The following is a 19,011-nucleotide window of genomic DNA, read 5'->3' on the forward strand; positions in this document are numbered from 1 at the left end:
CTGCTTTCTGTTCCGGAGGATGAGAGCCCGGGGCCCTCATCCACTCACCCTTTCACACACACCACTTGCTTCAGGGTGTGCACCACCTCCACCAGATCCTGCTGCGCGGCCATGACCGCATCGATGTCCTTGTAGGCCATGGGAATCTCGTCCACCACATCGGCATCCTTACGGCATTCCACGCCCTCGGTGGCCTTGATGTGGTCCTCCACGCTGAACATCTTCTTGGCCTTGGTCCGGCTCATCACGCGGCCCGCACCGTGGCTGCAGCTCTCGAAGCTCTCCGGGTTGCCCAGGCCGCGCACGATATAGCTGCGCGCGCCCATGCTGCCCGGGATGATGCCCAGCTCGCCGCGCCGCGCGCTCACCGCGCCCTTGCGGGTGATGAACACGTCCTGGCCGAAATGGCGCTCCTGCTGCACATAGTTGTGGTGGCAGTTCACCGCCTCCACATGCGACTCGAAGGGCTTGGCGATCACCTTGCGCACCGTGGCGATGAGGTTGGCCATCATCACCTCGCGGTTGCGCATGGCGAACTTCTGCGCCCAGGACACGCCGCGCACATAGTCGCCAAAGTAGCGGGCCCCTTCCTCGAAATAGGCCAGGTCCTTGTCGGGCAGGTTGCGCTGATGCAGTTCTGCGTCCTTCTTGGCCAGCTCGATGAAATGGGTGCCGATGGCATTGCCCACGCCGCGCGAGCCCGAGTGCAGCATGAACCACACGAAGCCCGCCTCGTCCAGGCAGATCTCGATGAAGTGGTTGCCGCTGCCCAGCGTTCCCAGGTGCTTGCGGTTGTTGGTGTTGGCCAGGCGCGGATGCAGCTCGCACAGCAGGTCGAACTCCTCGGCCAGCGTGGCCCAGACCTGGTCCACCGACACGGGCGGGTTCTCCCAGCTGCCTGGATCACGGCCCCGGTGGCGCGGCACCGAGCCATGCGGCACGGCCTGCTCTATCGCCGAGCGCAGCGGGCCCAGGTTGTCGGGCAGGTCCTCGGCGCGCAGCGTGGTCTTGGCAGCCATCATTCCGCAGCCGATGTCCACGCCCACGGCCGCCGGGATGATGGCCTTGATGGTCGGGATCACCGAGCCCACGGTGGCGCCTATGCCCAGGTGCACGTCGGGCATGGCTGCGACATGCTTGAACACCACGGGCAGGCGCGCGGCGTTCTCCAGCTGCTTGCGCGCCTCGTCCTCGACGGGCACGCCCTTGGTCCACATCTTGATGGGGACGCCGCCCTCGACATCATGCTGTTGGTAGTTGTTCATGGTGCTGTTCTCTTTCATATCTTTGTTCTTGGTTGAATCGTGTTTTCGCCTCAAGTGGCCATGGCGTCGAATACCGCGCCTATGCGCTCATCCAGCGGGTAGCACTGGTGGTCGCGCTTGCCTGAAGGCAGCCAGGTGCTGGCCGGGCCACGCTCGGCCAGTTGCAGCAGCTTTTCTGCCCAATGCTTCTTGTTGCCTGTCTGCGAGAGCCACTGCTCCATCGTTGCACGGTAGCCATTGCGATCGGATGCGAAGGCATTGCTGATGCAGTGCCCACCCCAGATGAATTCGTAGAAGCATGCATCGACAAAATGCAGCGTGGCGCTCTCGCTGTCACAGGTCAGCCAGTGATCCAGCAGGGGCTGGAGCGGCACACCGGCGTAGTCCCACATGAGCAAAAAGGAGAAGGCCTCTTCGCCCTGGAAAACGCTGGTGTCCGGCTCAGCCCACTGCTCCAGCCCCAAGGCAAAGAAGGCACGAGCAAAGGCTTGCAACGCCGCGCTTTCCTGCGATGAAAAGGAGCCGGGCTCGCAACGACCAAGGCGGTCCAGATACAACTCGGTGGAGTGGTGCAGCCTTGCGCCCTGCGCCAGCAGTTCCAACATTCTTGGCGCCAGGTACTTGATCTCATCCGCAGGCTGGACCAAGCTTTTGGCAGCGTCGTTGTATTGGTAGAAATGGTGCTCGGTCAGGCTGCGCAGGGGCAGTCGACGCATCTCGCGCTCCAGGTCTGCATCCATGCAGCATGTGACGCAAGCGTCCAGCGCTACCGACGGCGACCTGTATCCAGCAAAGCTCTGGTAGAGCGCCTGTGATGCAGCAGCCAGGGCGTCTGTACGCTCCTGTATTTGCGCTGCAGGCGATTGCATCCTTTTCGATGTCATCTTCTTGTCCATGGTGTCTCTCCTTCAAGGGCAGGCATGAGGCAACCGGCACCGCCGGCGACTCCACGCCCGCCTCATCGCGTGATCAACGCATCTTCACCAGCCCGTTGAGCACCTGGTCCAGCCCGCCGAACACGGAGATCTTGTCGATGCGCTCGGCCACGCGTTCCAGCGTCTCCAGCTCCTTCATGAGCAGGGCAACGGGGTTGTCCTCCATGACCTTGGCGGTGTTGAGCAGCGAGCGCGTGGCCGCCGTTTCCTCGCGGCGGCGGATCACGTTGGCCTGGGCCTGCTTTTCGGCCTGCACCACCTGGGTCAGGATGGCCTTCATCTCGCCGGGCAGCACGATGTCCTTCACGCCCACGCTCTCCACCACCATGCCGAAGGGCTGCAGCTTGGCCGCCATGTGCGCGGTCACCACGTCGTCGATCACCGTCTTGTTCTCCAGCAGCTCATCGAGCGTGCGGGTGCCCACGGCGGCGCGCAGCGCGAACTGCAGCTCCCGGTACAGGTGCTCGGCGGGCTTTTGCAGCTGGGCAAAGGCGCGCAGAACGTCGGTGTGGCGATAGGTGGCGCTCAGGTTCAGGCGCAGGCTCACCTTGTCGCGGGTCATGATGTCCTGGCCCGAGACCTCGACGGCCTGCAGGCGCAGGTCCACCAGCTCCACGGCAATGCTGCGGCCGAACTTCCAGAACGCATGGCTGCCGGCCTGCAGCAGGCGGTCCACCTTGCCGTCGATGGTCAGCAGCGCGCACTGGCCTGCGGGCACCTGCACCTGCAGCACGCCGTTGAGGCCGGACACGCTGCGCTGGCGCAGCTGCGTCTGGGTCAGGCGCGCCGCCAGGGCGGCGGGCAGCTCGGCGCCGGCCTGCAGGTCGACCACCTGCACGCTCACATCCACCAGTCCCTTCCAGTACAGGCGGCGCGTGCCGGGCGGCAGGATCTCGACCAGCACGCCGTTTTCGCTGCGCAGGCCCGCCTCGGTTTCGGACAGTTCCACGCGCAGGAATTCGGCGGCCACCACGGCGGGCTCCTGCGCCATCAGGTAGTCGGCCAGGCCGTGCGTGAAGGCGGGCTGCTCCAGGGCAAAGGTTTCCACGCGCAGCTGGTCGGTGCCGGCAAACAGCCAGTGCCGGCCGCTGTGCAGCACGCGCTCGAAATCGCCATTGCGCAGCAGCAGGGCGCGTTCGTTCTTCTTGATGGTGATGCGTTGGATCTTCAGCATTTCTTCTTCTCCTCGTTCGGCGTCTTCGCCGCAATCAATAGGGGTGCCGTTACAGCAGCGGCGGGGTTCCAGGGGGCACGGCCCGGGCCTTGCAGTGCGCCGTGGCGGCAACCCTGGAAACAGGTTGCAGCGTGGCTGGCTGCGGGCCCGGACCGTGCCGGGACCTGGCACAGCCGCCGCTGCTGACGGGGGGCGGCCTGGGGCTGCATCGCAACCCGGCGGCCACCTCCCGCGTTCGGCGGGTGGTCTTTCGACCGTTTCAATAGCCCGGCCTTGCGGCCGGAAGAGTGGACAGGAATCGAACCTGCGACAGTCCTCTTGCGAGGGTGCTCTACCAGACTGAGCTACCAGTGGCTGGCAAGCCTGGAGTCGAACCAGGAGTCCCTTGCGGGACGGTTTCCACAACCTTGCCGTCACCCAGCGCCTGCGGCGTGCGGCATGCGGGAAATCGACAAGCCCCTGGGGGCCCGGACTTCCGGCACCGGCGGGGCGGGCCTTTGCCCCAACCCCGGCCTGTGAGCGGTCACCGCCTGCACTGGATGCCTTGCTTATTGCGAGATGCGTGCCAGCCTGGCATCCGGCACCAAACAATTCCCCAACCCCTTGATTTATTTGGATAAATCTCAAATCACACTTTTCTTGATTTCTTCTTCAATCCAAAGAAACTAGAATTTCAGCTATTCAACTAGACAAAAACATGGAAAAGAAAAAGGTCGTCATCGGCTTTCTGGGTACGCAGCTGGACTCCGGCAGGGGCGCGGGGCGCTGGGAAAAATGGCGGCCGACCCTCTCCCTCATGCAGCACGAGGATCTGGTGGTGGAGCGGCTGGAGCTGCTCTACACGCCGCCCCATCTGGCCCTGGCGCAGCTGCTGCAGGGCGACATCGCCACGGCATCGCCCGAGACCCAGGTGAACCTCGTGCCCATGGACATTGCCGATCCCTGGGATTTCGGCGAGGTCTATGCGCGGCTGTTCGACTGGACGCAGGCCTATCGCTTCGACCCCGAGCGCGAGGAGTACTGGACCCACATCACCACGGGCACGCACGTGGCACAGATCTGCCTGTTCCTGCTGGTGGAGTCGCGTCGCATTCCCGGCGTGCTGGCCCAGACTTCGCCGCCCCGGCGCCAGCGCATGGGCGACCCGGGCAGCTATGCGCTGATCGACCTGGACCTGTCGCGCTACGACGTGATCGCCCAGCGCTTCGGCGCCGAGCAGAGCGAGGCCGTGCAATTTCTCAAGAGCGGCATCGCCACGCGCAATGCCGGGTTCAACGCGCTGATCGACGAGATCGAGCGCGTGGCCGTGCGCTCGCGCGCGCCCATCCTGCTCACGGGTCCCACGGGTGCGGGCAAATCGCATCTGGCGCGGCGCATGTACGAGTTGAAGAAGGCCAGGCACCAGGTGCAGGGCGAGTTCGTCGAGGTCAATTGCGCCACGCTGCGCGGCGATGGTGCAGCCTCGGTGCTGTTCGGCCACAAGAAGGGCGCGTTCACGGGCGCTGCGGCCGACCGCGCCGGCCTGCTGCGCAGCGCGCACCAGGGCGTGCTGTTCCTGGACGAAATCGGCGAGCTGGGCCTGGACGAACAGGCCATGCTGCTCAAGGCCGTGGAGGAAAAGCGCTTCTATCCCATGGGCAGCGACCGCGAGGTCAGCAGCGATTTCCAGCTGGTCGCCGGCACGCACCGCGACCTGCGCATCGACGTGGCGCAGGGGCGCTTTCGCGAGGATCTGTTCGCGCGCATCAACCTGTGGTCCTACGCGCTGCCGGGCCTGGCCGGGCGCCCCGAGGACATAGAACCCAACATGGACCACCTGCTCGCGCGCTCGGCCGACGAGACCGGCCAGATGGTGCGCTTCAACGTGGAGGCCCGCGAGCGCTATCTGCTCTTTGCGCGCTCGCCCGAGGCGCTGTGGAGCGGCAACTTCCGCGACCTGTCGGCCAGCATGACGCGCCTGGCCACGCTGGCTGACGGAGGGCGCATCTCCACGGCCCTGGTCGATGCCGAGATCCAGCGCATGCAGTGGCTGTGGCAACGGGGCGAGGCAGCGCAGCCCGCCCCCGCCGGCGCCGGCTGCGGCCTTGATGCGCTGTTGCCCGCCGATAGGCTGGAGCAGATGGATCTGTTCGACCGCATGCAGCTCGAAGCGGTGCTGCGCGTGTGCAGGCAATCGCCCTCGCTGTCCGATGCGGGGCGCCGCCTGTTCGACCAGTCACGCACCCAGCGCAGCGTGGTCAACGATGCCGACCGCCTGCGCAAATACCTGCTGAAATTCGGCCTCAAATGGGATGACGTGGCCGGCCGCGCGCCTGCGGCCTGAGAGCGTGCGCGCCCTGCGCGGCTACAGCGCCTTGCGCAGCGTGGTCGGCGGGATCTTGAGCAGCTCGCGGTACTTGGCCACCGTGCGCCGCGCGCATTCGATGCCCTGCTCCTTGAGCATGTCGGCGAGCTGGTTGTCCGACAGCGGCTTCCTGGGGTCCTCGGCTGCGACGAACTGCTTGATGAGCGCGCGCACGGCCGTGCTCGACGCGTTGCCGCCCGCCTCGGTGCCCAGGCCCGAGCCGAAGAAATACTTGAGTTCGTAGGTGCCCTGCGGCGTGGCCATGTACTTGGCCGTGGTCACGCGGCTGATGGTGGATTCATGCAGGCCCAGCGCATCGGCAATGTCGCGCAGCACCAGCGGGCGCATGGCCAGCTCGCCATGCACGAAGAAGTTCTTCTGGCGCTCCACGATGGCCTGCGACACGCGCAGGATGGTGTCGAAGCGCTGCTGGATGTTCTTGATGAACCAGCGCGCCTCCTGCAGCCGCTGCTGCAACGCCGCATGGCCTTCGCTGCCCCGGTGGCTGCGCAGCGCGCTGGCATAGATGTCGTGCACGCGCAGCTTGGGCATGACATCGGGGTTGAGTTGCACGCTGAACTCCATGCGTCCCGCACCCATGCGCACCGGGCGCACGATGACATCGGGCACGACGATCTGGCGCTGCACGTCGGCGAAGCGCCGGCCCGGGCGCGGCTCCAGCCGGGCGATCAGGACCATCGCCTCGCGCAGCCGCTCCTCGCGCGCGCCGCACAGGCTGGCGAGCTTGCGCAGGTCACGCCGCGCCAGCAGGTCCATGGGCTGGGCGCAGATGTCCAGCGCGGTGCGCAGCACGGCCTGCCGATCTTCGTCCTCGGCACTGCCGTCGCCTTCGCGCTCGGCATCGGCCAGTTGGTCGCGCAGCTGCAGCGTCAGGCATTCGGCCAGGTCGCGCGCGCCCACGCCCACCGGCTCCAGGCTTTGCAACAGGCGCAGCGCCACGGTGAAGCGGTGCACCAGTTCCTCGCACTCCTCCAGGTCGTCGCCCGCCAAGCCCTGTGCCAGCTCGTCGAGCGGGTCTTCCAGGTAGCCGTCGTCGTTGAGGTTCTCGATCAGAAAGCGCAGCGCGGCACGATCCACCTCGCCCAGGCGCAGGCTCAGGGCCTGGCGGTGCAGATGGTCGGTCAGGCTTTCTGCGCTGCGTGCCAGTTCGGTGGCATCGGTCTCGTCATCGTCACCCTGGCCGCGCGTGCGGCTGGAAGGCGCATCGCTGCCCCAGTCGCGGTCGTCGTTGCCCGAGTTGGTCTGGCCATCGCCTTCCCAGCTCAGGGACTCGGCCGTGCCGGAGGTCTCGACGGCATCGCCGGAGGATGTGTCCGACGGCGCCTCCCATTCCACCGCAGCCGATGGCTGGTCCGCCCGGCTTTCCTGGAAGGAGTCCGCGGCGTCGGCGCCGGGCGCCGCAGGCTCCGGGGCGCTGCTTGCCGCTTCGTGGTCGCCGTCGTCGTTCGCCAGCTCCAGGAAGGGGTTGTCGCCCAGCATCTGCTCCACTTCCTGCGCCAGCTCCAGCGTGGACAGCTGCAGCAGCTGTATCGACTGCTGCAGTTGCGGGGTGAGCGAAAGATGCTGGGAGACGCGCAGCGACAGTCCGGGCTTCAAGCGGCAGCTCCTTCGCGCAGGCAATCTCGCAGACGGGCCAGGCAGGGCATGGCGCTACATCCGGAAGTGTTCGCCGAGGTAGACGCGCCGCACTTCGGCGTTGTCCACGATCTCCTCGGGTGTGCCTTGGGCCAGCACATGGCCGTCGCTGATGATGAAGGCATGGTCGCAGATGCCCAGCGTCTCGCGCACGTTGTGGTCGGTGATGAGCACGCCGATGCCGCGCGCCTTGAGAAAGCCGATGATGCGCTGGATCTCGATCACGGCGATGGGGTCGATGCCGGCGAAGGGCTCGTCCAGCAGGATGAAGCGCGGCTGCGTGGCCAGGGCACGTGCAATCTCGACGCGGCGGCGTTCGCCGCCCGACAGCGCCAGCGCGGGCGATGCGCGCAGATGGTCCACGCGCAGCTCCTGCAGCAGCGCCGTCAGGCGCTCCTCGATGACGCTGCGCGCCAGCGGCCGGCCCTGCTCATCCCTTTGCAGCTCCAGCACGGCGCGCACGTTGTCCTCGACGCTGAGCTTGCGAAAGATCGATGCCTCTTGCGGCAGGTAGGACAGGCCCAGGCGCGAGCGCTGGTGGATGGGCATGTTTCCCACGGCCTGTCCGTCGATGAAGATGTCGCCGCCGTCGCTGCGCACCAGGCCCACGATCATGTAGAACGAGGTGGTCTTGCCCGCGCCATTGGGGCCCAGCAGGCCCACGACCTCGCCCTTCTTCACGGACAGCGACACGTCCTTGACCACCTTGCGGCTGCCGTAGGACTTGGCCAGATGGCGCGCCTGCAGGCTGCTGCCCTGTTCGGCGCGTGGGGAGGAAGCGTGGGCAGCGGGGGCTGAGGCCTCGGTACTCATCGCTTGGTACCACCAAGGCTGTCCAGGGTGTTGCTGGGCTGCAGGGATGTGCCCGGCGCGCCTGCGGCGGGAGCGCGCGGCTGCGAGCCCGGTGTGCCCTCCTTGGGCGCCAGCACGGCGCGCACGCGCCCGCCCTGGCCGGCGGTGGAGCTGGGCTGGCCGCCGCTGGTCTTTTGCCCATCGACGGTGAACACGTCGGTGAGGTTGTTGTAGACGATGATGGAGCCCGTGATCTCGTCGCTGAGCTGGCCGCCGCGATAGCGCCGCAGTTCGCCGCGGCGGATGAACTTCACGAGATCGGCCTTGCCGTCGTATTCGATGACCTCGCCCTCGCCTTCCACGAATTCCTCGGGCTGGCCGGGAACGGTGTCGCGCTTTTGGCGGAAGAAGGCGCGCTTGCCCGCTTCGGCCGTGACCACGCCGTACTGAAAGCCTTCGGGGTCCTGGCGCACATCGAGCTGGGCACCGCGCAGCACGATGGTGCCCTTGGTCATCACCACGTTGCCGGTGAAGACGCTGGTCTGCTTGAGTTCGTCATGGCGCAGCGCGTCAGCCTCGATGTTCATGGGCTTGGTGCTGTCGGCCTTTTCGGCCTGGGCCAAACCGGCGAAAGCCGCCAGGGCGGCTGCGAGCAGGAGGGGGGAAAGTCGTTGTTTCATGGAGGGCACGCTTCTTGCATCCATTGTAGGGGGTGTCGCGCGCAACCGTTCCTGGCGTCTTTCAAGCCGGGGGGCAAAGCGCTGACACGAAGGCACAAAAAGAGGTTTCCAAAAGCGACAGGCCCGCTCAATGGCGGGCCTGTCACGGGTGGTCTGGGCCGAGGCCCGGACCTCAGCCCTTGCGGCTGGTGGCGATCAGCTGATCGACCACGCGCAGCACATTGGTCATGTTCCCGGCCTTGGTGCCATCGGTGTAGTAGCGGCCCGCCACGCCCATGGCCGGCACGCCTTCCACGTCATAGTCCTGCTGCAGCTGGGTGGCCTTGCGCACCTGGTTGGAGACCGTGAAGGAGTTGTAGACCTCCTTGAACTTGGCCACGTCCACGCCCTGCTTGCCCACCCAGGCGAAGATCTCGTCGTCCTTGGCCAGGCGGTTGCGTTCCACATGGATGGCGTGGAAGGCGCGCGCATGCATGGTGTCCAGCAGGTTCATGCCTTCAAAGGCGTAGTACAGCTTTTGCTGGGGCACGAAGCTGGCGTTGAATGCCACGGGCACGCGGTGCACGACCACGTCGGCCGGCGCCTGGTTCTTCCAGGCGGCAAAGGTGGGCTCGAATGCATTGCAGTGCGGGCAGCTGTACCAGAAGAACTCGACCACCTCGACCTTGCCGGCGCCGGCGCTGGTGGGTGCGGGCTTGGCCAGCTTGATGTAGTCCTTGCCCTCCTTGGGCGCTGCCGCCTGGGCCTGTGCGGCGGAGGTGCCCAGCGTCAGCGCGCTGGCAGCGGCTGCCGAGGCAGCCAGGGAAAAGTCGCGGCGATTCATCAAAACAAACTCCTCGTTCAATGCTGCAGATTAGGAGGCTGGGGTTTGCCAAAAAGTTCAGCGCTCTTGCTCAACGCTGTTTCAGCGTGCGGCGCGCACCAGCGTGGACTCGACCCCGGCGCCATCGAGCTTTTGCTTGAGTTGCTCGGCATCGTCGCGCTTGGTGAACGGACCCACGCGCACGCGGAAGATGGTGATGCCGTTTTGCTCTCGCTCGCTCACGCGCGCCTCCCATCCCAGCATGGCCAGCTTGGCCCGCTGCGCATCGGCATCGCCCTGGCTGCGGAAGGCGCCGGCCTGCACGAAGTAGTTGAAGGCAGCCTCGGCCTTTTCGGCCTTTTCCGTCTTCTCGGCAGCGGCGGAACGCGCCTTCACCAGATCACCCAGCGGGTCGGCGGAGGTCTTGCCATCGGTCTTGGTGTCGGGCTTGGCGGGCGGCTTGGCCGGGTCCACGGGCGCGGGCGGCGGCGTCACGCCGCCGGCCACGGCGGGCGGGGTGGGCGCTGCTGGCGTGGTGCTGCCGGGGAGGCTGGGCGTGACGGCAGCCGGTGGTGGCGGCGCCGGGTTCTTGCCCTGCAGCGGTGCGTTGGGGTCCCAGTTCTTGTTGCGCTGGGCCTCTGCCGCGTCCTGGTCGGCCGTCTTGCCGCCCTTGGAGAGAAAGGGCACGGGCACCTTGGTCACATAGACGGCGACGGCCAGGGCTGCTGCCAGCCCGACGATCATGCCGATGATGAGACCGATGACGGTGCCCCCACGTTGCTGTGTCTTCATAGATGGCTTGTCGCTCGAAGTTACATGCGTTGCGGGGCCGAGACGCCCAGCACTGCCAGGCCATTGTGCAATACCTGGCGCGTGGCCGAGATCAGCGCCAGGCGGGCGAGCTTGACCTTTTCATCGTCCACCAGGATGCGTTCCGCGTCGTAGTAGCTGTGGTACAGCGAGGCCAGTTCACGCAGGTAGAAGGTCACGTCGTGGGGCGCATTGCCTTCTGCGGCCGAAGTCAGCATGGCCGGGTACTTGGCCAGCTGCAGCATCAGCGCCTGGGCCTGCGGGCCTTCCAGCGCCGACAGGTCCACGTCCTTGAGCGTGTCCGCATCGCCGCCCCAGGCTGCCAGCACCGAGCAGATGCGCGCATGGGCGTACTGCACGTAGTACACGGGGTTGTCATTGTTCTGGGCCACGGCCAGGTCCACGTCGAAGGTGTACTCGGTGTCGGGCTTGCGGGACAGCAGGAAGAAGCGCACCGCATCCTTGCTGGTCCACTCGATCAGGTCGCGCAGCGTGACGTAGGAGCCGGCGCGCTTGCTGATCTTGACTTCCTCGCCGCCGCGCACCACGCGCACCATGGTGTGCAGCACATAGTCGGGATAGCCGGCCGGAATGCCCACGTCGGCGGCCTGCAGGCCGGCGCGCACGCGTGCGATGGTGCCGTGGTGGTCCGTGCCCTGGATGTTGACGACCTTGGAGTAGCCACGCTTGAACTTCTGGATGTGGTAGGCGACATCGGGCACGAAGTACGTGTAGTTGCCGTCCTGCTTGCGCATCACGCGGTCCTTGTCGTCACCGTAGTCGGTGGACTTGAGCCAGAGCGCGCCGTCGAGTTCGTAGGTGTGCCCGCCCGCGATCAGGCGCTGCACCGCGTCCTCGACATGGCCGTTGGTGTAGAGGCTGGATTCGAGGTAGTACTCGTCAAAGTGCAGGTTGAAGGCCTGCAGGTCCTTGTCCTGCTCGTTGCGCAGATAGGCGACGGCGAACTGGCGGATGTTGTCGTAGTCCTCGACATCGCCGTTGGCCGTGAATTCGCGGTCATCGGCCTTGACGGTCTTGCAGGCCTTGAAATCGTCTGCGATGTCCTGGATGTAGGAGCCGTTGTAGAAGGCCTTGCTTTCCGGATTCTCGGGATCGATGGGCCAGCATTCGTCGCCGGGCTTGAAGCCCTTGGCGCGCAGCTGCGTGCTCTTGGTCAGCGTGTCGATCTGCACGCCCGCGTCGTTGTAGTAGAACTCGCGGTGCACGCCCCAGCCCTGGGTGGCATAGAGGTTGCAGATGGCATCGCCCAGCGCGGCCTGGCGGCCATGGCCCACGTGCAGCGGGCCGGTGGGGTTGGCGGAGACGAACTCGACCAGCATCTTGGCGCCACGGTCGGCCTGCCAGCCGAATTTCTCGGCCTGTCCCAGCACTTCGCGGATGATCTGCTGCTTGGCGGCGGGCTTGAGACGGATGTTCAGAAAGCCGGGGCCGGCGATCTCGATGGCATCGACCCAGCGCTGGAAAGCCGGCGTGGCCTCCAGCGCAGCCTTGAGCTGTTCACCGAGCGCGCGCGGATTGAGCTTGAGTGGCTTGGCCAGCTGCATGGCGGCCGTGCAGGCGAAATCGCCATGGGCAGCCACCTTGGGGGATTCGAAAGCGGCACGGGCACCGGCGCCGGGCGACAAAGTTTCAAGCTCGCCGGCCAGAGCCGCGAGCAGTTCCTGTTTGACGGAGAGCATCGGCGGATTCTACGTGGCAGGCCCGCCCCATGCCGCCAGACAGGAAAACCGGGCCTACATGCCCCGCGCCCAGAACACCGCCACCACCGCGATCACAGGCACCACATGCGCCTGCCACATCACCCAGCGGCGCGTGCTGGCCACCTCGGCAGGCTGGGGCAGGCCCTGGCCGGCATCCAGCGCGCGGCGCCAGCGCCGGAAGGCCAGCGTGGGCTTGATCGACAACACGGCGCCGACCACGAACAAAGTCATCTTCAGATGAAACAGTGGCTGCGAGACGTACCAGGACATGCCCTTGACGCCCCACACCAGGCGCGCAATGCCGGTAAGCACCAGGAACACCACCGCCAGCCCGTAGATCATGTCCAGCCGCGCCAGGCGCTGGACCACGGCGGCACTCATCCACTCGCTGCGGCACAGCGCCGCCTGGCTGGACAGGAACACCACGAAGGTGAGGATGGCCAGCAGGTGAAGGCTGGCCAGAATGGCTTCTATCGTCATGGGGAATCCGTATAGAAATTGAGCCTCTCGGGCCATGCTGCATTACGCCAGAAACGGCGACCGCCATCGGGATGCCCGAGGCAATCGGTAGACCACTGCGGTCCTCCCGTCGCGCCGGCTCTTGCGTCGTTACTTCGGCAGTTCCGCGCGCAACCAGTCATCCAGCAGCGTCTTCTCATAGCGCAGGGGATCGTTGGGATACAGGTCGGGGCGCATCATGAAGGTCGCATCGCGCAGTTGGCGGCTGCCCTCGCGCAGCAGCTTTCCGTCGGCATCCAGCAGCTTGAAACGCAGGTCGATGCGCGGCGGATAGATATCGCGGACGATGCGCACATCGGCGGCCTGGGGTCCGCGCCAGGGCTCGAAACTGCCGGCACGCTGCACATCGGTGAGGTGGACTTCCAGCCGCTGGCCCTGGGGCAGCCTGGGCGCGGCCCGTTCGGCCAGGAACTGGGCCAGTGCGTCCACCCAGGCACGGCGCGCCTTGTCGGTCTCCCCGGGACCGCTGCGCGAGGCGTCGAAGCGCGAAGGGTCGTCAAAGGTGACGCTCACGATGCCCGCAGGCACCGCCCCCTGGCGGGCCCCTGCGGCCCTGCCCTGCTCCGGCCCCTGGACGGCACAGCCCGCCACCATCCCCAGGCAGGCGGCGCCCAGCGCCATGCACATCCAGCGCCGCCTTGCGGGGGGCGCGACCTGCGTTGCGGATATCGCTTTCTTCGCGATCGACACTGCCATGCTCATTCCTCCTTGCTGGGCGGCCTGCTCAGGCCGCGTGGGTTCGACGCCAGAATTCCGGCTGCTCGTAATGGTGCTTGAGATAGTCGATCCACAGCCGCACGCGCAGCGGCATGTGCTTGCGCTGGGGAAAGACCACGAAGATGCCGTTCGGTGGGGCCGCAAATTCCTCCAGCACCGCCACCAGGCGCCCGGCGGCGATCTCGGCCTCCACCTCCCAGGTGCTGCGCCAGGCAATGCCCCAGCCGCCCAGGCACCAGTCGTGCAGCACCTGGCCGTCGGAGCAGTCCAGCGGACCGCCCGGCTTGAAATGCACGACTTCGCTGGTACCGCTGTCCGGGTGCGGAATGCGGAAGGCCCAGCCGCGCGTCTGCGAGGCATCGCTGGACAGCGTCAGGCAGTCATGCTGGGTCAGCTCGCTGGGGTGGCGCGGCGTGCCGCGGCGCTCCAGATAGGAGGGCGTGGCCACGCACTGGCGCCGGTTGTCGGCGATGCGCACGCTGACCAGGGCCGAGTCGGGCAGGTCGCCTACCCGCACCGCGCAGTCAAAGCCCTCACCGGCCAGATCGACCACGCGGTCGCTCAGATTCAGGGAAATCGTCACATCGGGGTGCAGGTCCCGAAAACGCGGCACCAGAGGCGCCACATGCCGCCGACCAAAGCCTGCCGGCGCCGTGATGCGCAGATGTCCTGTGGCCTTGACCCCGCCCGCACTGACGCTGGCCTCGGCGTTGGACACATCGGACAAGAGGCGCTGGCAATCCTCGAGAAAAGCGCTGCCCTCGTGCGTGAGCGAGATGCGGCGTGTGGTCCGCACCATGAGCTTGACGCCCAGGTGCTCTTCCAAGGCATCCAGTCGCCGCCCCATGATGGCTGGCGCCACGCCTTCCGCCTTGGCCGCTGCCGTGAGGCTGCCGCGCGTGGCCACCGATACGAATGACTCGAATGCCTTGAGCTTGTCCATGACTGCTGTCCGTTTCTTTTCCGTGTTCTTGTGGGGCATGCGCATACATGCCTGTCTCCTGGGGTCCGCCTTTTTGCGCAGTAGGCACTGGCTGTCTGCCATTTGCCCTTCGCACCGGGCTGCATGCCAATTTCCGATGGTTTTGGCAGGCGCATAACCTTCCCACATTTTTGCGTAAAAGTCACGAGTTTTAAGATTTATGGTCTATTTATGTACGCAAATAAATCTAATAAAGTATTCCTTATAGTCAGGCCCGTAAAGGGTCCAGGCCAGTCTTTCCATCCATCCAACCGGGGTTCCCACCATGACCGATCGCACCCAAGTCCACAGCCTGCAGGTGGCCACAGAGCTGCACCGCTTCATCAATGAACAAGTGCTCCCGGGCACGGGTGTCGCGCCCGAGGCATTCTGGAAAGGCTTCGACGAGATCGTCAACGACCTCGCCCCCCGCAATGCTGCCCTGCTGGCCGAACGCGACCGCCTGCAGGCCGAGCTGGACACCTGGCACAAGGCCCATCCCGGCCCCATCACCGACATGGCCGGCTACCAGCAGTTCCTGACGCAGATCGGCTATCTGGTCGAGCAGCCCAAGGATGCCAAGGCGACCACCACCAACGTGGATGCGGAACTGGCCATCCAGGCCGGCCCCCAGCTGGTCGTGCCCATTCTCAATGCCCGCTATGCGCTCAACGCCGCCAACGCGCGCTGGGGTTCGCTGTATGACGCGCTGTACGGCACGGACGCCATCGGCGAAGACGGCGGCGCGGAAAAGGGCAAGGGCTACAACCCCGTGCGCGGCGCCAAGGTCATCGCCTTCGCACGTGATTTCCTGGACCAGGCCGCCCCGCTGGCCTCGGGCTCGCACAAGGATGCCGCCGGCTATCGCGTGGAAGCTGGCCAGCTGGTCGTCGCGCTCAAGAACGGCGGCACCACGGGCCTGAAGAACACCGCCCAGTTTGTGGGCTACCAGGGTGATGCCGCAGCGCCCTCTTCCGTGCTGCTGCTCAACAACGGCCTGCATATCGACATCCGCATCGACAAGACCACGGCCATCGGCCAGACCGATGCCGCCGGCGTGGCCGACGTGGTGGTCGAAGCCGCCCTGTCCACCATCCTGGACCTGGAAGACTCCGTGGCGGCCGTGGATGCCGAGGACAAGGTGGTGGGCTATGCCAACTGGCTGGGCATCCTCAAGGGCACGCTGACCGAGACCTTCGACAAGGGCGGAAAGAGCATGACGCGCGGCCTGAATGCAGACCGCGAGTACACCGGCGCCGACGGCAAGCCCGTCAGGCTGCATGGCCGTTCGCTGATGTTCGTTCGCAACGTCGGCCACCTGATGACCAACCCGGCCATCCTCTGGGGCAACGGCAAGGAAATCCCCGAAGGCATCCTGGACGCCATGGTCACCACGGCCATCGCCGTCCATGACATCAAGGGTCTGGGCGCCAACGGCATCCGCAACTCGCGCACGGGCAGCGTCTACATCGTCAAGCCCAAGATGCACGGCCCTGCGGAAGCCGCCTTCGCCAGCGAGCTGTTCGGCCGCGTGGAAAAGGTGCTCGGCCTGCCCGAGAACACCGTCAAGCTGGGCATCATGGACGAGGAGCGCCGCACCAGCGTCAACCTCAAGGCCTGCATCGCCGCCGCCGCATCGCGCGTGGCCTTCATCAACACCGGCTTCCTGGACCGCACGGGCGACGAAATGCACACCGCCATGTATGCCGGCCCCATGGTCCGCAAGGCCGACATGAAGGGAAGCGCCTGGCTGGCCGCCTATGAGCGCAGCAACGTGCTCGTGGGCCTGGGCCTGGGCCTGCGCGGCAAGGCGCAGATCGGCAAGGGCATGTGGGCCATGCCCGACCTGATGAAGGCCATGCTGGAGCAAAAGATCGGCCACCCCAAGGCCGGCGCCAATACCGCCTGGGTGCCCTCGCCCACGGCCGCCACGCTGCACGCCCTGCACTACCACCAGGTCAACGTGGCCGAAGTGCAAAAGCAGCTGGAGCAGACCAATGCCGACGCCGAGCGCGCCAACATCCTGGCCGACCTGCTGCAGGTGCCCGTGGTCAAGGAAGACAAGTGGAGCGCCGCCGAAAAGCAGCAGGAGCTGGACAACAACGTTCAGGGCATCCTGGGCTATGTGGTGCGCTGGGTGGACCAGGGCGTGGGCTGCTCCAAGGTGCCCGACATCCACAACGTGGGCCTGATGGAAGACCGCGCCACGCTGCGCATCTCCAGCCAGCACATCGCCAACTGGCTTCAGCACGGCATCGTGACCGAGGCCCAGGTGCGCGAGACCTTCGAGCGCATGGCCGCCGTGGTCGACCAGCAGAACGCGGGCGATGCGCTGTACAAGCCCATGGCCGGCCACTTCGACACCTCGATGGCCTACCAGGCCGCCTGTGACCTGGTCTTCAAGGGCAAGGAGCAACCCAGCGGCTACACCGAGCCCCTGCTGCATGCCTGGCGCCTGAAGGTCAAGGCCGCCGCCTGACGCGGGCGGCGCCCGGCGCTTGAAAAAGCACCCAGGCTTGCCTGAGGTGCTTTTTTCATGGATCTACACTCAGAACCACGATGAGTGCCCCTCCCCCCGATGCCAGCCTGTGTCCGCTGTGCGGCCGCAGCAATCAGTGCGCCATTCTTGCGGGCGTGGATCCGCTGAACTGCTGGTGCATGGACACGCCGGTGGCACCCGATGCATTGGCCCGCATTCCGGAGCCCCTGCTCAACAAGGCCTGCCTGTGTCCCGCCTGCGCACTTGGCACCGACAAGCCTCGACCGCCCGCGTCGGCCGATATGATGTCGCCGACCCAACCCCCTAGAACTTGATCCCTGAGGAGATTGACATGCCCACGTACCACGTCGAAATGATGGAAGGCCGCACCGTCGAACAAAAGCGCAAGCTGGTCGAAGAGATCACGCGCGTCTCGGTAGAAGTCCTCGGCGGCTCGCCCGAATCGGTGGACATCCTGATCACCGACATCAAGCGCGAAAACTGGGCCACGGGCGGCAAGCTCTGGTCCGAACGCAGCTGAGGACTTTTCCTCCAACGCATGCAAAAGGCAGCTTCGGCTGCCTTTTTCCATGAAGCTGCAGCTTTACTTGCGCATTTCTCCAAGTGCCTGCAGCGCACTGGCAGCCACGGTCCACGGCACAGGATGGGAGTCTCTGGCCTGCCAGTACCTGGCAACCCCATCCATGGAAACCTGGGTCAAAACCACCTGGGCGGCGCCGGCCGCATAGGCTTGAAAAGCGGCATCGGTCATCCGTGCCTGGTAGCCAGAGAGATCGCCTCTACGGAAAAGCGCCCATGCGCCTTCGACACACTGCAGCTGCAGGCGCAGATGTGCATCGCCAGACAGCAACGCTTGCACGAACAGATCGCGCGTGGCTTCATACGTCGTGGGAGCAGCACACAGCAGTGCAATGCGTGACTGGGGATCTCTCTGCAAGGCAGCGGCCACCTTGCGGGCCAGCATGCCATCGGCACGCCAGACCTTGTCACTGAGGCAATCCGCCACGGCCGGACCCAGGGTCGAACAGGTCAGCAGCACGGCTTCGATATCGGCAGGGTCTGCCAGCGCATCAAGCTGCCCTGCTGTTTTCCGCCGAAGCGCCGCATCCATGCCGCCAGCAGCCTCCGCCTCCAACAACAGTTCCTCATGCACCTGATGAACGATTGAGTGGGCCGGCCAGCCCAGTTCGGCAGCAGCCTGCTCGAAGATCACGGCGTTGCTGTGCGCCGTATGCAGACAGAGGATGGGCATGGGTTTCTTCCGTTTTTTTGCCGTTGCACCGCATTGTGCTTGCAGCTGCTGCGCCAGGCGTTAGGCTATGGCTTGAACTACGCAAACAACGATACCGCCATGTGCCAGCTGCTTGGAATGAACTGCAACACGCCCACCGACGTGCGCTTCAGCTTTTCGGGGTTCACCCAGCGGGCGGGCAATACCGGCGACCATACGGACGGCTGGGGCATCGCCTTCTTCGAGGACAAGGGCCTGCGCCACTTCGTCGGCTACGAGCGCGCCATCGACTCGCCCATCGCCAAGCTGATACGCGAGTACCCGATCAAGAGCCGCAACGTCATCGCCCACATCCGCAAGGCCACGCAGGGCGCGGTAAGCCTGCAGAACTGCCACCCCTTCGTGCGTGAACTGTGGGGTCGCAACTGGGTCTTTGCCCACAACGGGGATCTCAAGGGCTTTGCACCCAAGCTGCATGCCCACTTCCACCCGGTGGGAAACACCGACAGCGAACAGGCCTTCTGCTGGATTCTCCAGGAGCTGTGGAAGTCGCATGCCGGCCTGCCCAGCGTGCAGGAACTCACCCACACGCTGCGCGAGCTGGCCAAGCGCATCTCGCCGCATGGAACCTTCAATTTCCTGCTGTCCAACGGCGAGGCGCTGTGGGCCCATGCCACCACGCACCTGTGCTATATCGAACGACGCCACCCCTTTGCCCAGGCCCATCTGTCGGATGAAGACCTGGCCGTGGACTTCGCCCGGGAAACCACACCCCAGGACCGCGTGGCCATCATCGTCACGGCGCCATTGACCAAGAATGAGACCTGGACCTCGATCCAGTCGGGCGAACTCAAGGTCTTTGTACAGGGCGAATGCCTGCCGCTTTGAACCATTGCGTATTCAG

Annotated in this window: 18 protein-coding genes; 5 read left to right on the forward strand and 13 right to left on the reverse strand. The window is 65.6% G+C overall.

All coding sequences use genetic code 11. The annotated features are described in order from the left end of the window. Window positions 1-44 precede the first annotated feature (44 nt). From U6958_RS33230 to U6958_RS33240, 3 genes are all read right to left on the reverse strand, one after another. Complete coding sequence (locus U6958_RS33230; protein ID WP_074924241.1) at window positions 45-1,283, reverse strand: RtcB family protein; 1,239 nt, start codon at window positions 1,281-1,283, stop codon at window positions 45-47. Between the two features lie 32 nt (window positions 1,284-1,315). Then, the gene (locus tag U6958_RS33235) at window positions 1,316-2,161 is read right to left on the reverse strand and encodes a hypothetical protein (RefSeq protein WP_026062793.1); all 846 of its coding nucleotides are present in this window, start codon (window positions 2,159-2,161) and stop codon (window positions 1,316-1,318) included. Window positions 2,162-2,234: 73 nt separating this feature from the next. Beyond that, a complete protein-coding gene (locus U6958_RS33240; RefSeq protein ID WP_074924244.1) occupies window positions 2,235-3,374 on the reverse strand; it encodes a slipin family protein in 1,140 nt (379 codons plus the stop codon). 697 nt (window positions 3,375-4,071) lie between these two features. Between U6958_RS33240 and rtcR the strand changes: the two genes are divergently transcribed. Then, window positions 4,072-5,697: an RNA repair transcriptional activator RtcR gene (gene rtcR / locus U6958_RS33245; protein ID WP_074924246.1), complete on the forward strand. Its 1,626-nt coding sequence runs from the start codon at window positions 4,072-4,074 to the stop codon at window positions 5,695-5,697. A gap of 21 nt (window positions 5,698-5,718) precedes the next feature. Here rtcR and U6958_RS33250 read toward each other — a convergent pair whose 3' ends face one another. From U6958_RS33250 to U6958_RS33290, 9 genes are all read right to left on the reverse strand, one after another. Further along, the gene (locus tag U6958_RS33250; RefSeq protein ID WP_016454603.1) at window positions 5,719-7,335 is read right to left on the reverse strand and encodes an RNA polymerase factor sigma-54; all 1,617 of its coding nucleotides are present in this window, start codon (window positions 7,333-7,335) and stop codon (window positions 5,719-5,721) included. Between the two features lie 54 nt (window positions 7,336-7,389). Further along, window positions 7,390-8,187 carry an LPS export ABC transporter ATP-binding protein gene (gene lptB, locus U6958_RS33255; RefSeq protein WP_016450697.1) on the reverse strand — a complete coding sequence of 266 codons (798 nt, stop codon included), beginning with the start codon at window positions 8,185-8,187 and terminating at the stop codon, window positions 7,390-7,392. Continuing rightward, window positions 8,184-8,846 (reverse strand): lipopolysaccharide transport periplasmic protein LptA, encoded by a 663-nt coding sequence (lptA, locus tag U6958_RS33260; protein WP_016454602.1) that lies wholly within the window; start codon window positions 8,844-8,846, stop codon window positions 8,184-8,186. Before lptA ends, lptB begins: the two co-directional genes overlap by 4 nt. A gap of 172 nt (window positions 8,847-9,018) precedes the next feature. Next, complete coding sequence (locus U6958_RS33265) at window positions 9,019-9,669, reverse strand: thiol:disulfide interchange protein DsbA/DsbL (RefSeq protein ID WP_016450695.1); 651 nt, start codon at window positions 9,667-9,669, stop codon at window positions 9,019-9,021. 81 nt (window positions 9,670-9,750) lie between these two features. Beyond that, window positions 9,751-10,440, reverse strand: a complete 690-nt coding sequence (locus U6958_RS33270) for an SPOR domain-containing protein (protein WP_043790827.1) — start codon at window positions 10,438-10,440, stop codon at window positions 9,751-9,753. Window positions 10,441-10,460: 20 nt separating this feature from the next. Then, a complete protein-coding gene (argS, locus tag U6958_RS33275; RefSeq protein ID WP_016450693.1) occupies window positions 10,461-12,158 on the reverse strand; it encodes an arginine--tRNA ligase in 1,698 nt (565 codons plus the stop codon). A gap of 54 nt (window positions 12,159-12,212) precedes the next feature. Continuing rightward, window positions 12,213-12,659, reverse strand: coding sequence for a DUF2214 family protein (locus U6958_RS33280; RefSeq protein WP_016450692.1), 447 nt, complete (start codon window positions 12,657-12,659; stop codon window positions 12,213-12,215). A 129-nt stretch (window positions 12,660-12,788) separates the two neighbouring features. Next, window positions 12,789-13,394, reverse strand: a complete 606-nt coding sequence (locus U6958_RS33285) for a DUF3016 domain-containing protein (RefSeq protein ID WP_074924252.1) — start codon at window positions 13,392-13,394, stop codon at window positions 12,789-12,791. Between the two features lie 28 nt (window positions 13,395-13,422). Next, complete coding sequence (locus tag U6958_RS33290; RefSeq protein ID WP_026062476.1) at window positions 13,423-14,358, reverse strand: LysR family transcriptional regulator; 936 nt, start codon at window positions 14,356-14,358, stop codon at window positions 13,423-13,425. A gap of 304 nt (window positions 14,359-14,662) precedes the next feature. On the opposite strand from U6958_RS33290, the gene U6958_RS33295 reads away from it, so the two are divergent. The 3 genes from U6958_RS33295 (at window position 14,663) to U6958_RS33305 (ending at window position 17,396) form a co-directional block, all read left to right on the forward strand. Beyond that, complete coding sequence (locus tag U6958_RS33295) at window positions 14,663-16,855, forward strand: malate synthase G (protein WP_016454599.1); 2,193 nt, start codon at window positions 14,663-14,665, stop codon at window positions 16,853-16,855. A gap of 80 nt (window positions 16,856-16,935) precedes the next feature. Further along, a complete protein-coding gene (locus U6958_RS33300; protein WP_016454598.1) occupies window positions 16,936-17,190 on the forward strand; it encodes a cysteine-rich CWC family protein in 255 nt (84 codons plus the stop codon). Window positions 17,191-17,207: 17 nt separating this feature from the next. Then, the gene (locus tag U6958_RS33305) at window positions 17,208-17,396 is read left to right on the forward strand and encodes a 4-oxalocrotonate tautomerase (RefSeq protein WP_012202595.1); all 189 of its coding nucleotides are present in this window, start codon (window positions 17,208-17,210) and stop codon (window positions 17,394-17,396) included. 63 nt (window positions 17,397-17,459) lie between these two features. Here the strand turns inward: U6958_RS33305 and U6958_RS33310 are convergent, their stop codons facing one another. Then, window positions 17,460-18,128, reverse strand: coding sequence for a hypothetical protein (locus U6958_RS33310; protein WP_074924249.1), 669 nt, complete (start codon window positions 18,126-18,128; stop codon window positions 17,460-17,462). 99 nt (window positions 18,129-18,227) lie between these two features. On the opposite strand from U6958_RS33310, the gene U6958_RS33315 reads away from it, so the two are divergent. Beyond that, window positions 18,228-18,995: a class II glutamine amidotransferase gene (locus U6958_RS33315; protein ID WP_034400144.1), complete on the forward strand. Its 768-nt coding sequence runs from the start codon at window positions 18,228-18,230 to the stop codon at window positions 18,993-18,995. The last annotated feature ends 16 nt before the right edge of the window (window positions 18,996-19,011 follow it).

The sequence above is a fragment of the Delftia lacustris genome (genome assembly GCF_040267515.1).
Taxonomy (GTDB): Bacteria; Pseudomonadota; Gammaproteobacteria; order Burkholderiales; family Burkholderiaceae_C; genus Comamonas; species Comamonas tsuruhatensis.

Excerpts from the sequence above, each read along its gene's own strand:
- U6958_RS33230 (WP_074924241.1), bottom strand. The coding sequence starts at position 1,283 with ATGAAAGAGAACAGCACCATGAACAACTACCAACAGCATGATGTCGAG.
- U6958_RS33235 (WP_026062793.1), bottom strand. The coding sequence starts at position 2,161 with ATGGACAAGAAGATGACATCGAAAAGGATGCAATCGCCTGCAGCGCAA.
- U6958_RS33240 (WP_074924244.1), bottom strand. The coding sequence starts at position 3,374 with ATGCTGAAGATCCAACGCATCACCATCAAGAAGAACGAACGCGCCCTG.
- rtcR (WP_074924246.1), top strand. The coding sequence starts at position 4,072 with ATGGAAAAGAAAAAGGTCGTCATCGGCTTTCTGGGTACGCAGCTGGAC.
- lptB (WP_016450697.1), bottom strand. The coding sequence starts at position 8,187 with ATGAGTACCGAGGCCTCAGCCCCCGCTGCCCACGCTTCCTCCCCACGC.
- lptA (WP_016454602.1), bottom strand. The coding sequence starts at position 8,846 with ATGAAACAACGACTTTCCCCCCTCCTGCTCGCAGCCGCCCTGGCGGCT.
- U6958_RS33265 (WP_016450695.1), bottom strand. The coding sequence starts at position 9,669 with ATGAATCGCCGCGACTTTTCCCTGGCTGCCTCGGCAGCCGCTGCCAGC.
- U6958_RS33270 (WP_043790827.1), bottom strand. The coding sequence starts at position 10,440 with ATGAAGACACAGCAACGTGGGGGCACCGTCATCGGTCTCATCATCGGC.
- argS (WP_016450693.1), bottom strand. The coding sequence starts at position 12,158 with ATGCTCTCCGTCAAACAGGAACTGCTCGCGGCTCTGGCCGGCGAGCTT.
- U6958_RS33280 (WP_016450692.1), bottom strand. The coding sequence starts at position 12,659 with ATGACGATAGAAGCCATTCTGGCCAGCCTTCACCTGCTGGCCATCCTC.
- U6958_RS33285 (WP_074924252.1), bottom strand. The coding sequence starts at position 13,394 with ATGGCAGTGTCGATCGCGAAGAAAGCGATATCCGCAACGCAGGTCGCG.
- U6958_RS33290 (WP_026062476.1), bottom strand. The coding sequence starts at position 14,358 with ATGGACAAGCTCAAGGCATTCGAGTCATTCGTATCGGTGGCCACGCGC.
- U6958_RS33295 (WP_016454599.1), top strand. The coding sequence starts at position 14,663 with ATGACCGATCGCACCCAAGTCCACAGCCTGCAGGTGGCCACAGAGCTG.
- U6958_RS33300 (WP_016454598.1), top strand. The coding sequence starts at position 16,936 with ATGAGTGCCCCTCCCCCCGATGCCAGCCTGTGTCCGCTGTGCGGCCGC.
- U6958_RS33305 (WP_012202595.1), top strand. The coding sequence starts at position 17,208 with ATGCCCACGTACCACGTCGAAATGATGGAAGGCCGCACCGTCGAACAA.
- U6958_RS33310 (WP_074924249.1), bottom strand. The coding sequence starts at position 18,128 with ATGCCCATCCTCTGTCTGCATACGGCGCACAGCAACGCCGTGATCTTC.
- U6958_RS33315 (WP_034400144.1), top strand. The coding sequence starts at position 18,228 with ATGTGCCAGCTGCTTGGAATGAACTGCAACACGCCCACCGACGTGCGC.